This is a genomic window from Nitrospira sp. NS4, assembly GCF_049546785.1.
Classification (GTDB): Bacteria; Nitrospirota; Nitrospiria; order Nitrospirales; family Nitrospiraceae; genus Nitrospira_D.
Map to the genome: position 1 here is coordinate 956,774 of NZ_JBMWAN010000001.1, position 13,075 is coordinate 969,848.

12 protein-coding genes and 1 tRNA gene are annotated in these 13,075 nt (G+C 59.9%); 6 read left to right on the plus strand and 7 right to left on the minus strand.

The genetic code is table 11. The features are described 5' to 3' along the window. Positions 1–3: 3 nt before the first annotated feature. A complete protein-coding gene (locus ACO9S2_RS04235; protein WP_423720672.1) occupies positions 4–1,146 on the minus strand; it encodes a pyridoxal-phosphate-dependent aminotransferase family protein in 1,143 nt (380 codons plus the stop codon). 381 nt (positions 1,147–1,527) lie between these two features. On the opposite strand from ACO9S2_RS04235, the gene ACO9S2_RS04240 reads away from it, so the two are divergent. Further along, a complete protein-coding gene (locus ACO9S2_RS04240) occupies positions 1,528–2,712 on the plus strand; it encodes a transglycosylase SLT domain-containing protein (protein ID WP_423720673.1) in 1,185 nt (394 codons plus the stop codon). Between the two features lie 63 nt (positions 2,713–2,775). On the opposite strand, the gene ACO9S2_RS04245 is transcribed toward ACO9S2_RS04240, so the two are convergent. After that, complete coding sequence (locus ACO9S2_RS04245; RefSeq protein WP_423720674.1) at positions 2,776–3,558, minus strand: tetratricopeptide repeat protein; 783 nt, start codon at positions 3,556–3,558, stop codon at positions 2,776–2,778. A gap of 149 nt (positions 3,559–3,707) precedes the next feature. On the opposite strand from ACO9S2_RS04245, the gene bioF reads away from it, so the two are divergent. The 3 genes from bioF (at position 3,708) to ACO9S2_RS04260 (ending at position 7,269) form a co-directional block, all read left to right on the plus strand. Then, positions 3,708–4,868, plus strand: a complete 1,161-nt coding sequence (bioF, locus tag ACO9S2_RS04250; RefSeq protein WP_423720708.1) for an 8-amino-7-oxononanoate synthase — start codon at positions 3,708–3,710, stop codon at positions 4,866–4,868. Positions 4,869–5,017: 149 nt separating this feature from the next. Continuing rightward, the gene (locus ACO9S2_RS04255; RefSeq protein WP_423720675.1) at positions 5,018–6,073 is read left to right on the plus strand and encodes a type IV pilus twitching motility protein PilT; all 1,056 of its coding nucleotides are present in this window, start codon (positions 5,018–5,020) and stop codon (positions 6,071–6,073) included. 26 nt (positions 6,074–6,099) lie between these two features. Beyond that, positions 6,100–7,269: a PilT/PilU family type 4a pilus ATPase gene (locus ACO9S2_RS04260; protein ID WP_423720676.1), complete on the plus strand. Its 1,170-nt coding sequence runs from the start codon at positions 6,100–6,102 to the stop codon at positions 7,267–7,269. 36 nt (positions 7,270–7,305) lie between these two features. Here the strand turns inward: ACO9S2_RS04260 and ACO9S2_RS04265 are convergent, their stop codons facing one another. From ACO9S2_RS04265 to ACO9S2_RS04275, 3 genes are all read right to left on the minus strand, one after another. Next, the gene (locus ACO9S2_RS04265) at positions 7,306–7,845 is read right to left on the minus strand and encodes a hypothetical protein (protein ID WP_423720677.1); all 540 of its coding nucleotides are present in this window, start codon (positions 7,843–7,845) and stop codon (positions 7,306–7,308) included. A gap of 56 nt (positions 7,846–7,901) precedes the next feature. Then, a complete protein-coding gene (locus ACO9S2_RS04270) occupies positions 7,902–8,759 on the minus strand; it encodes a formylglycine-generating enzyme family protein (RefSeq protein WP_423720678.1) in 858 nt (285 codons plus the stop codon). A gap of 124 nt (positions 8,760–8,883) precedes the next feature. Beyond that, positions 8,884–8,961, minus strand: a tRNA-Glu gene (locus ACO9S2_RS04275). A gap of 187 nt (positions 8,962–9,148) precedes the next feature. Between ACO9S2_RS04275 and ACO9S2_RS04280 the strand changes: the two genes are divergently transcribed. Beyond that, a complete protein-coding gene (locus ACO9S2_RS04280; protein ID WP_423720679.1) occupies positions 9,149–9,640 on the plus strand; it encodes a hypothetical protein in 492 nt (163 codons plus the stop codon). Between the two features lie 69 nt (positions 9,641–9,709). Beyond that, complete coding sequence (locus tag ACO9S2_RS04285) at positions 9,710–10,258, plus strand: hypothetical protein (protein WP_423720680.1); 549 nt, start codon at positions 9,710–9,712, stop codon at positions 10,256–10,258. 54 nt (positions 10,259–10,312) lie between these two features. On the opposite strand, the gene ACO9S2_RS04290 is transcribed toward ACO9S2_RS04285, so the two are convergent. Continuing rightward, a complete protein-coding gene (locus ACO9S2_RS04290) occupies positions 10,313–10,972 on the minus strand; it encodes a MarR family winged helix-turn-helix transcriptional regulator (RefSeq protein WP_423720681.1) in 660 nt (219 codons plus the stop codon). A 231-nt stretch (positions 10,973–11,203) separates the two neighbouring features. Continuing rightward, a complete protein-coding gene (locus tag ACO9S2_RS04295; RefSeq protein ID WP_423720682.1) occupies positions 11,204–12,730 on the minus strand; it encodes a sigma 54-interacting transcriptional regulator in 1,527 nt (508 codons plus the stop codon). Between the last annotated feature and the right edge of the window lie 345 nt (positions 12,731–13,075).

The window sequence follows — 13,075 nt, forward strand, 5'->3', positions numbered from 1 at the left end:
TGCCTATTTCGCCATCAAGATTTCTTGTGCTTTACCCACACCGCTGCCCAACTTCACGGGATGGCCCAGCCCCTTTAAGACCATCTCGGTCGCAGCCACTGCCGTTATCACGTCAAACCGATCGGCATAGCCCATATGCGAGAGACGGAACACCTTTCCCTTCAATTGGTCCTGGCCGCCGGCGGCGGTAATCCCGTATTGGACACGGAGATTCTTATAGATGGCCTGCCCATCCACTCCATCCGGCGCGCACACCGTCGTCAAGGCGTCGCTGGGGGAATTCTTGGGGAACAGTGCCAACCCGGCAGCTTTCATTCCTTCACGCATGGCGTGGGCCAATTGCCCCTGCCGGGCAAACATCTTATCGAGCCCTTCGGCCTTCATAATTCTGAACACTTCCTGGAGACCGATAATCAGGGACACCGTGGGCGTAAACAATGTCTGGTTCTTCGCCTGGTTCTCGCGTTCTTTCTTGAAGTTGAAATAGAACGACGCGTTTTTAGCTTTTTCCGCAAACGCCCAAGCTTTGTCGCTGACGCTCACAAACGCCATCCCGGGCGGAAGCATCAGCGCTTTCTGAGATCCGGTAATGACCACATCCAGCCCCCAGGCATCGGTCTTAATATCGAAGACGCCGAGCGCGGTAATGGCGTCCACGACGAGAATCGTGTTCTCGCATCCCTTGACGATCTCCCCGAGCGCCTTTACATCGTGGGACACGCCGGTGGAGGTTTCACTGGCTTGCACATACACGGCTTTAATGGCGGGATCCTTCTTCAGCGCGTCGGCGACGAGCTGCGGGTCCACGGCATGGCCCCATTCCACCTTAATCTCAGTTGCCTGGACACCGAACGCCTTGCAGATCTTGCCCCATCGCTCGCCGAATTTTCCGCCATTCACGAACAGGGCCTTATCGCCGGGTGACAGGAAGTTCGATACCGATCCCTCCATCCCTCCCGTTCCGGAAGAGGCGAGCATCAACACATCATTCTGGGTCTGAAATAACCACTTGAGCCCCTCGCGGACTTCGGCAAAGATCGGATCGAACTCTGGCGCCCGGTGGTGAATCATGGGGCGCGCCATCGCCAGCAACACTTCCGGGGGCACAGGCGTGGGGCCGGGGGCCAATAGATACCGCTTCAACATTGACCGATCCTCCTTCGATAATACCCGTGGGGAATTGACCAGAAAAGAGGCGGTACGCTACCACTAGCGCCACGAGACTGTCAAGAAATCACAGGGCAGAAAGGGCACAGCGAATATCAGGCAGCGGAATGTTCTTCACCGTTGCGTCCGCTCAGAAATAAACTCCGAACCAAGCCTCACTCCCGCCACCATGCCGCACGCACTCCACGACCTAACCTGTTCTATTTCTTGACAACCTACAAAGGCATCGCTAGTCTACCCATAAAAGAGACACCTCCCCAACCTCCTCACCGGAACGCGAGGGCTACCTTGGATCAGTTGAGAACCGTTGTTTCCACCCTATGCCTCCTGCCCCTTTTGCTGGTCGCAGCGATCCTTTGCATGCCGGCTGAGAGTCATGCGCAAACGACTTCTCCCGATATCATTCCCGAGATGAATCCGGCTGAAGAAGACGATGAGCCCGATGCCAACCTGGTCCCACTCGAAGCGGAACTCACCCTCACTCCTCCCGATGTGACCGCCCCTGCGGAAAGCGTACCTCCGCAACCCCGTTCAACCATTCAAACTGCGCAGGCTCCGGAAACCGCCGCACCCGCCTATAACATTCCCGTAGTAATTGATCCGACCGTCCAGAACCATATTCACTTTTTCAACATCTCGATCCGCTCCCGATTTGAACAGTGGCTGATCAGACTCAGCCGCTATCGGCCGCTGGTGGAGAACATCTTCTCGGAATTCAATCTCCCGAGCGATCTCGTGTACTTATCGCTCGTCGAAAGCGGATTTAACCCCCATGCCTATTCACGCGCCAAAGCCACAGGGCCCTGGCAGTTTATGAAAGGCACAGGACTGCTGTACGGCCTGCGGATCGACCATTACGTCGATGAACGGCGCGATCCGATCAAGTCGACCGTTGCGGCGGCGCGATACCTGCGAGATCTTTACGACTTATTCGGCACCTGGCCGCTGGCCATGGCGGCATACAATGCCGGCGAGGGGAAAGTCATGCGGGCCCTGCACAAGGCGCAAGCCGAGACGTTCTCGGATATTTCCAAAACCAAACTCATTCGCGCCGAAACCAAACAATATGTTCCTCGAATCATGGCTGCGACGGTCATCGCGAGAAATCCTGACCAATACGGATTTTCACAGGAGCCTGTCGCCCCGCACCAGTTTGAGGAAGTGGCGGTCAATCGGCCGCTCCATTTCAGAGCCATTGCGAATACCACAGGCATCTCGTACGAAGAACTTAAGCTCCTCAATCCGGAATTGCGGCGTGATGCCACCCCGCCCGATGATTCGTCGTACCACTTGAAGGTGCCGGTAGGGACAGGGTCGAAACTCGCGCAACTCCTCGACCGCATACCGACCTACAAATTCCCCCCGCTCCCGGCGCGGGCGAAGCAGGTCAAAACCGATAACAGCCGGTGGTACAAAGTTCGCGCGGGCGACACGCTGGAGAAAGTCTCCAAACGCTTTCGTGTCCCACTGAAAACACTCAGGACGAAGAACAACCTGACCAGTCCCGTCATCAAGCCCGGCGAACTCTTAATCATCGGGCGATAGCGGACAGCCGCCCTCCTCCCTTGCCGGAATCAGCAACGGACCCGGTGGCGCCTGTTACGTGCCTTAGGGTTTCTTGGGGGCGGCTGGTGAAGCCGTGGATGAGGCTTGAGCGGGAGCCGCGGCAGCAGGATCCGGGGATTTCTTGACTTCGAGCGCCTTCACCCTGACCGCCGCCTCATTCGCCAGCGGGGAGTTCGGATAATTCTTCATCAAGTCTTGATAATGCGCCAGGGCTCCCTCCGGGCGAGAGAGACTTTCTTCAAGCCGGGCCAATTCAAAGAGGGCGTGATCCCGATTCAGCGATCCGGGGATTTCGAGCACGGACGAATAGGCCTTGGCGGCCTGGTCGCGGTCGCCCTTCAATAAATACGCATACCCCAGGCGCTGTTGGACAAGCCCCAGCAAGGACGTATTGGAGCCATACATCAGAATGAAACGCTTATAGGCCTCGATGGCCGCGTCCACCTCGTTGGCCTGGACCAAGGCGTTGCCCAGCTGAAACAGTGCCACCGGAGCGGTCTGAGTGCGGGGGTATTCCTCAACGACTTTTCGATAGAGGGCAATCGCTTCCTTCAGGTTCATCTCCGACTTCTTGGGATCGTCGGCGGGCCGGGTGAAATAATGCAGCGTCGCCTCGTGCTCCAGGTCCTGCGCTTTTTGTGCGGTCTGAGCGTCGTACCACAACACCCCCCCGACAATGCCGGTCGCCACAATGACAATGGCAATCCCCACAAGCAATGGACCGCGATAGAGACGCAACGTCTCGAGCAGGCGCTCCATATTGCCGGCCAGATGCGCTTCATCCATCGGCAACGTCTTCGGAGGAACTTTGATGCGATAGGTCATAATTCAATCAGCCGGATAGGCATTCCCTTCATATGAGCCTCGGCCTTATACTAGGGATCGATTTGCCTTGTCAATGCAGATAGAGCATGGCCGACCTCCCAGTCACCGACCCGCCCATATCGTCGACCGGGAATGAGGCCTTCAATCGCATGTTTCATGATCGTCTTCAACAACTGGCCGACCGATCTCTGCTGAGACAACTGCGCCCGCTCGGCTCAGCCACCGGCCCCACCGTCGAACTCTCCGGACGGACCGTCATTCTGCTGTCCTCAAACGACTACCTGGGCCTCGCCACCCACCCGGAGGTCATTCAGGCCGCGATTCAGGCGACAGAGCGATATGGAACCGGTGCGGGCGCCTCCCGCCTGGTCTGCGGAACACTCCCCCCTCATGAAGAGTTGGAGGCGGCGCTCGCCGCCTTTAAGCGCACCCCGGCCGCACTGACCTTCGGATCAGGCTACCTGGCCAACGTGGGCGTCATCCCCACCCTCATCGGCAAAGACGGACTGATCCTGGCCGATCGACTCAGCCATGCCAGCCTCATCGACGGCTGCCGGCTGAGTGGCGCCGATTTTCGCGTCTACCGGCACCGGGATCTCGATCATCTGGAATCCATTCTGAAACGACGCGCTGCCGGCCGGCCGACCCTGATCGTGACTGATGGCCTCTTCAGCATGGACGGCGACCTGGCTCCCCTTCCTGAACTGGCGGCGCTGGCGGCACGATTCGAAGCCATGCTCTATGTTGACGATGCCCACGGAACCGGCGTGATGGGGCCTTCAGGCCGGGGAACCCTGGAACACTTTGACGTGGAGGGTCAGATTCCTTTTCATATGGGAACGCTCGGAAAAGCGCTGGGCAGCAGCGGAGCCTACATTGCCGGCAGCGCAGATTTGATTCGCTATCTCATCAATACCTGCAAGCCGTTCATCTTCACCACCGCGCCGCCCCCCGGCGCCGCCGCCGCCGCCACGGCCGCCCTCGCCGTGATTCAGAAGGATCCGGCGCGCCGGGCACGTCTCTGGGCAAACCGTGACCGGCTCTACACCGGGCTCCGGCGCATCGGCTTCCGCCTGACAGAGACCGTCAGCCCCATCCTCCCCGTTCTTGTGGGGGAAGCGGACAAAGCTCTGGCCTTCGCCGAACAACTCCTCGCGCAGGGGGTCTACGCCCCGGCGATTCGCCCGCCGACCGTCCCGGATGCCACCAGCCGCATCCGGGTCACCGTCACCTCCGAACACACAGCCGAGCAGCTTGACGCCGCGCTCACCGCATTCGCACATGCGGGAACCGCTGCCGGCCTGCGCTGACGCTTCCCCCTCCACCGCTTCCTGCGAATTTCTTGCTTTCCCATCGTGCTATGGCATGATGCTCCCATAGTTCTCCTCCCGCACAGACCGAGACGAGCCGGTGGGGAAGAGATGCCCGTACTTCCGTCCTTCTATACGGAGACTGCTCAATGGATATTTCTAAGCTGCTGACCTTCTCGGTGAAAGAAGGCGCCTCCGACTGCCACATCAGCGCCGGCGAGCCCCCCATGATCCGCCTGCATGGCGACCTCAAAAAGCTCGATCACCCCGCGCTGACCCCGGACGAGACGCATGCCCTGATCTACGACATGATGAACGACGCCCAACGGAAAAACTTCGAGGAGAAGCGCGAGTGCGACTTTTCTTTCGAGCTCGGCGACATCGCGCGGTTTCGCGTCAACGTGTTTGTGCAACAGCGCGGCCTCGGCGCCGTCTTCCGGAATATTCCCACTCAGATTCTGCCGCTCGAAAAGCTCGGCATGCCGCCAATCCTCCGCCAGCTCTGCGACAAGGAAAAAGGCTTGATCCTGGTGACCGGTCCTACCGGTTCCGGAAAATCCACTACGCTGGCCGGCATGGTCGATTATCTGAACAATACGTTTGAAGGGCATATCATCACGATCGAGGACCCGATCGAGTTCGTCCATAAGTCCAAGAAATGCCTCGTCAACCAGCGCGAACTGGGCGTGCATACCCTCTCCTTCGCCAACGCCTTGAAGTCCGCCCTCCGTGAAGACCCGGATATCGTGCTCGTCGGCGAAATGCGCGATCTCGAAACGATCCAGCTCGCCCTGACCGCGGCGGAAACCGGCCACCTGGTCTTTGGCACGCTGCACACCTCCAGCGCGCCCAAAACCATCGACCGCATCATCGACGCCTTTCCTCCGTCGCAACAGGCCCAAATCCGCACCCAGCTCTCGGAAGCCTTGGAAGCCGTCATCACCCAAACGCTGCTCAAGAAAAAGACCGGAGGGCGCGCCGCGGCGCTGGAAATCATGGTGGCCACCACGGCCGTGCGCAACCTTATCCGGGAGGCCAAGCTCCATCAGATTCCCGGCATCATGCAGGCCAGCCAAAAGGACGGCATGCAGACGATGGACATGGCCCTGGTTGAGCTGGCCTCTCGCGGCGTCGTGACCAAAGCCGAAGCGCAGTCGCGCAGCATGAACCCGAATCTCTTCGGGTCGGCCATTGGCGCAGCCTAACCGCCCATTTACCACGGAGCCCGATTATGGATATTCGCAGCCTCTTAAAGGTGATGGTCGACCGTGAAGCCTCGGATCTCTATCTGACGATCGATGCCCCGCCCATCTATCGCATCCACGGATCGACACAACGCACCGATGCCCCGCCCTTCACCAACGAACAGTTGGAGGCCCTGGCGCTGGCGCTCATGCGCGGGCAACAGCGCGGCGAGTTCGAAGAAAAGATGGAGATGAACCTGGCCCTGTACTATAAGGAGCTCGGCCGGTTCCGCGTGAATATCTTCCGGCAAAAGGGCAACGTCGGACTGGTCTTTCGTCATATCAAAGCGGAAATTCAAACCGTCGAGCAGCTCCAGCTCCCTCCCATCATCAAAGATATCGTCATGACGAAACGCGGGCTGGTGCTGGTGGTCGGCGCCACCGGCTCCGGCAAATCCACCTCCCTGGCGGCCATGATCGATCACCGGAACACCGTGCATCCCGGCCACATCATCACCGTCGAAGACCCGATCGAGTTTGTGCACAGCCACAAGAAGTCGTTGATCACTCAGCGGGAAATCGGATTCGACACCCTGAACTTTCAAAATGCCCTCAAAAACACGCTCCGGCAGGCCCCGGACGTGATTCTCATCGGAGAAATCCGGGATACCGAGACGATGGAGGCGGCGATTACCTTCGCGGAAACCGGCCACCTCTGCATCGGCACCCTGCACTCGAACAACGCCAACCAGGCCATCGAGCGCATCATGAACTTCTTCCCGGTTGAGCGTCACGCACAGATCTATCTGCAATTATCGCTGAACCTCCGGGCCATCATCTCCCAGCGGCTCATTCCCTCGACGGATGGCCGACGGGTCCCGGCCCTCGAAATCATGCTGGACACCCCACGCATCAAGGACTTGATCAAAAAAGCGGAAGTCGACATTTTGAAAGAAGCGATGGAGCAAGGCATCGACGAAGGCTGCCAGACCTTCGATCACGTCCTGCTCCAACTGTACAAGGCCAACAAAATCTCCCTGGAGCAAGCCCTCATCAATGCCGACAGCGCCAACAATCTCCGGTTAAAGATTAAACTGGAAGGGCTGAAAGGCGACGATGCCGTGAATGCCTTGCTGGACAAACAGGGAGGGGGCCAGCAGGGCGACGCATTCAAGATCCAGAGTACCGGGAAGATCGCTCAGTTGCGGAAGACCTAGGCCGGCCAACGCCGCACTCCTCCGGCCGCCCGGCGCTCATTTCACTTGAGCACGCTCGGTCTGAGACTCAAGATAGTCGGCGATTTTCTCCAGCGCGAGAGCGCTCAACTTCGTCCCATACCACGACGGCATCGTCCGCTCAGGAAAACCGGGCACGACGAAGGCCGCCGGATCGACGACGGACTCCACGATATACTCATGCACCGTTTGAGCTGTCCCGCCATATGAGGGATCCGCCAGCCGCCGGGCTCCCGTTGTCCCCAGGACAAGCGCAGGACCGACCTGGCCGTTGGCGCCTGGAATGCCGGGAATGAGGTGACACACCGCACATCCGGCCCGGGTAAAGATCTCGCTCACCGGCTCTTCTCCCGTCACCAGAGGAATATTTTCCGGAGAGAGCCCGGTAGCCAGGCTAGGGCTCACGGGCGAAGCGGGTGGAGACACCGGACCCGGGGCCCTGAGCATCCAGAGCGCGTAGAGCAACACCAGGCCGGTGACCATCAAGGTGATGGCTTGTTCAGGCGAACGTGGAGAACGAGGCTTTTTAGAGGAAGACTCGGACATGGACAATTCCATGCGGCACTCGCTTCAAAGAAGCCATCACTGTTGGGGATTTGGGAAACGGACCCCGTCTATTTCCCCGCATCCATCGCACATCGAAATCCGACCGTCCGGTCTTCAAACTCCGGCTCAGCGGAAAATCGCGCCGTCACGCGCAGCGCCGTCGGCAAGTCAGCCCATGACCCGCCGCGCAACACCCGCTTTTCTCCCGTACTCGGTCCGGGGGGATTCTTGTCCGGACTCTTTTGATAATACTCGCGGTCATACCAGTCGTTCACCCATTCCGCCGCATTTCCCGCCATGTGAAACAGGCCATAGGGGCTCTTCCCCCCTTCTTTCAGCCCGTGGCGCACGCTCATGCCCTCAAGCCCGCTTCCGACCGGCACCAGCGTAACAGCCTCGCTCACCCAAAGCCCCCGATTGTAGTTCGCGATATCCACAAACGGCTGCATGTCCCCCCAGGGATACCGCCGGCCGTCCCTTCCTCTCGCGGCCTTCTCCCATTCGGCCTCGGTCGGCAACCGTTTCCCCGCCCATTTGCAATAATTCGCCGCCTCGGTCCAGGTCATACCCACAGCGGGGCGATCTTCGAGGGAAGACACCGCGTCATCATTTTGAACCGGAGGAATCTCCTGCTTGCCCGACTCAAGGAATTTCTGATAGCGGCCGGCCGTCACCTCGTATTGATCAATGTAAAAGTCATTCAGCGTGACGGTATGTTCAGGCCGCTCATTCGGGAGTCCATCGTTGCTTCCCATGAGAAAGGCGCCGGCCGGAATACGCACCATCGGCGCGCCATCCTTGCCCTTGACCGACTCCACCGCCACGGTCGACGCAGGCGGAGGCGCCCCGATATCGGCCGCCCCGACGAGTGGTGCAGTGAAGAGGATGACGAACCCGACACCCCAACAGATTCCCTGCCTCATCATTGTCCTCACAGTCTTGAGCATCACATTCACCGGCTCGCCCGAAAACAATATCGAGGGAGTGTACCGATCAGGTCCGGCAAACACAACGGGAGGGATCGTGCAGAAGTGGGAAACAGCGGGAAGGTGGTGTCCCCAACGGGATTTGAACCCGTGTTACTGCCTTGAAAGGGCAATGTCCTAGGCCAGGCTAGACGATGGGGACTCGAGGCAACGGCACACAAGCGAACGGCTTTTTACCACACTCACGGAGGCCCTGTCACTACACTGTTTGAGGATCCCGGGACGCGACAGGCTCCCGACCGCGCCGCTCACCGGTACCGGTCCCTGAACGAAATATGTTAGACTCAGCCAGCAATCAGCTTTTCCATGCCTTGTCGGCCCGACACAAGATGATGCGCATATCCCGATCTCTGGCCCGGACGACGGTGACCGGCATAGGAATGCTCCTCCTGCTGGTATTCGGCTGCGCCCACGATACCTACCAGCAACGTGCCGATATCATAAAAGAGCACGTAGAAGGCTTTTACGGTCACTTGAAGGCCAACCGCGTGGAATCCGCCATCCACGAGAACGAGCAGATTGAAGCCATGGCGGCGATCATGGCCGATACCGTTCGGACCCAAGCTCAACTCAAAGGGACTTCCCATGTCGAACGGGAATTCGCATTGATGCAAACAGCCAATGAGGCGGCGGTGCAAAACTGGCTGGCCTTAGGGCAATACTTCTCGATCAAGAGGCAATACCCGCAAGCCCGCGCCACCTACCAGCGAGTCCTTGATACCTACACACAGCCGACCGACCGGTCCTATCGAGACCAGGCCCTGCGCGCCTTGAAAGACCTCGACATCATGGCGCCTCCCGCGGCGAAATCCGCGCCCTAGGCTGTGACTGCCCGGCATACGATGAGCCCTATTCACACAGCACCCGGCGCAGCAGGTCATCCCACGGGCATGGCCGCATGGCTCTTTGTCCTGCTCGCGACCCTGTGCTCAGGCTGTACCCACGTGATCGACGTCCACCCGCTTCCCGCGCATCCGGCGGATGCGACGATTCCCCGCTCCCTGCGCGTCCTGCTGAATGAGCTGACCGTTCAAGGCGCGGACCACCAGCCGGGGATCACGCTGTTGGAATGGCGCCCCCGCACTCTTACGCCGGCGCTCATCCACTACATTCGCGAGCGGGGCACGTTCACCTCGGTCTCGACAGACACAGGCGAACTTACGCTGGCGGTCACGACGAAGCTGGCCATGACCTCACGGGCCCGATACCAGTACCTCGTGACATTGCAGGCTGAGATGCGACAGGCGCCTATGGGCGTGATCAAGGCTTATCGCGCGGAACGATCCGTTCCAGGCTCAAGAGTCCGGTGGGTGACGGCCTCCGATCGTGAGCCGATCGAGGCCGCCCTGCAGTATGCGCTGGACGATCTCCTCTCACAGATCGAGGCCGACCGGCCATTGTACCTGCCTAAAGAACCGACGCGGGGAACGATGCCCTAACGCGGGCTCCTCCACGCACACTCATTCCCTCGCGCGCCCTAACGGTGACAGGCGCTAGGCGGTCTTCGCCTGAGTAAACTTCACCCAGGCCGCTTGCGCATCGGCCGTCGTCGCCGCGACATACTCCTGGCAGTCGAGACGAAGCGACTGGGGTCCGAGCGGTGCGTCCACGTATTCACAGTGGTGCGGCTGCCCCGCATTCGCATGCACATGGGGACGGAAATATTGGCAGGAGACACACATCCGGGCGATGGAAATTTCTCCCTGCTCCTGCAACGAGCGGATCAATTTGGTCAGGATCGTCAGAAGGGCAACCTGCTCCTGGCCTGAGAGCTGCTGCGCAGCCGCCGAGAGAGCCTCCGGCCATCCGGTCACCACCTCGCCGGCCTTCAACCCCTTGGCCGTGAGATGAACCGTCACCACCCGGTTATCCGTATCCGACCGGCGCCGGCGCACCAGCTTTTTCTCCTCGAGCGTGCGGATGACCTCGGAAGCCGTCGGCAATTTGACCGATAATTCCCTCGCGATGACCGAGACCATCGCGCAACGATTCGGTTGTGTCCGCAAGAAACTCAGTACCTGAACCTGCAGGGGGCCGACGCCCTGCCGCCCCTGCCGTCGCCAGGGCCGACTCTTCATCGCCAAGCCGATCTTGGACAACCCGGTCACCAGGCGGCCGGGGAGAGAATCCTGCTCTATTTTGATCGATGCCATGTCATAACCCTCATTCAAGGTGGGAAAAACACGATGGTATCAACTCAGTCTATTGGCTGCATTAGACAGACGTCAAGCTCCCCTCTCGCTCATCGCTCTCTGATTTCACGAATCTTCCTGCCGTGCTGGAAGCCCTGATTGGCTCCCGGGCGGACCACCGCTCACATCTTACTGTTTACCGTGCTTGAAAGCGATGCGAGACGGAGGTTGGCGGACCCTCTCCGTGTTTCATCAGGCAATGGGCAATTGGACCACCCTGCGCAGCCCGAGCTTTTTCATCCGGCTGCGCAGGGTACTTGGATTCATACCCAACTGAGCGGCCGCGCCGGAGGGTCCATAGATACGCCAATGCGTGCAGTCCAACACGCGGAGGATATGGCGGCGCTCCATCTCCACGAGGTTGACGGACGGGTCGGAGGGGGGCGCCACATTCGTCAGGGACTGCGGATCAACCGTGACGATCGGCGAGCGGGCCAGGATGACCGCCCGTTCGATGACATTCTGCAGCTCCCGCACGTTCCCCGGCCAGGCATAACGGGCCAGGCGCTCCATCGACTCGGGGCTCAGTTCCAAGGCCGGCCGCTTTAATTTCACCCGATAGGCCTCAAGAAAATGACGAACCAGAAAAGGAATGTCTTCGAGGCGTTCACGCAACGGCGGCAACAGAATCGGAAACACGTGGAGGCGGTAGTAGAGATCGGACCGGAATCGCCCCTCGCTCACCAAACCCGCCAAATCGGCATTGGTGGCCGCAATGATGCGCACATCCACCGGCACAGGCCTTGTGCCTCCCACGCGATCGACCATCCCGTCTTCCAGCACCCGCAACAGTTTGGCCTGGGCTTCCAGCGGCATTTCACCGATCTCGTCGAGAAACAGAGTTCCGCCATTGGCGAGTTCGAACCGCCCCGGCCGCTTCTGATCCGCCCCGGTAAACGCCCCGCGTTCATGGCCGAACAGCTCGCTCTCGACCAATCCCATCGGCAGAGCCGCACAGTTGACGCGGACGAACGGCTTATCCCGGCGGGGGCTGAGCTCATGGATCGCCCGCGCCATGAGTTCTTTCCCGGTCCCAGTTTCCCCGGCGATCAACACCGTGCTCGACGTCGTCCCCACCGCCTGCGCCTGCATCAGCGCCTTGCGGAACACTCCGCTCACCCCGATCATCGCGCCGAAGTTGTGCGTGGATTTCAGCTCTTCGACGAGGTATTCGTTCTCGCGCGCCAATTGCTGCCGCAACTGATCGATCTGTTCATAGGCCCGGACATGGTCGATGGCATAGGCGATCTGCGTCGCCACGAGCTGCAGAAATTCAAGATCCGCAGCGTCGGGCTCTCCATGCTGGACGCTGCCGATGTTGAGCGTGCCGATGCAGGAGTCGCCGACCAGCAGAGGCGAATTGATCATGCGCCCCAGCCCTTCCCGGACATAATATTCATCCTCCAGAAAGATTCGCTCGCGCTGGAGATCGGGGCGCACGTGAATCGTCCGATGGTCATGCACCCAGCCGACCGCGCTTCCGACCTTCGGGATGACGGCATCGCGCTGCAATTGGCGATTGGGCATGCTGGTTTCCACGGCATAAAACCGGAACGAATCGGTGTCGGGATTGTAGAGCGTGATCCCGGCCCGTTCCCACGGCAGCACCTGGCGGATCTGCTCCGTAATCGCCCGCCACAGACTATCGGTATCGCGCTGAGAGTTCAGCACGTTGGTGACCGCCAGCAAGGCCCGATAACTGCCTTCGACATCGCGCATTCGCGCTTCTCCAGCCAACCACACACCCGCGGGGCGTCTCTGCCGGAGCCTCCGTGAAGAAAGGCCCGCCCTCTGGGGGGAGCACCGGAACCGAGCCATTCGATTCCCCGGCAAAGGATACGTGAGTCCTTCTCCCGCCCGCAAGATGGAGACCCATCACTCGCACAAAACAGAACGGGCGGGCCCCTTTCGGAGACCCGCCCATCCGTGAAGCGATGCCTAGCTCAGACTTACAGCCAGGTCACGCGCTCGGCCGGCCGAATGTAGATCGGCTCTTCGACCTGAATACGCGCCACTTCCTTGCCCGACTTGTTGAAGCCCAGGACGGTATCGTTGTACATCTCG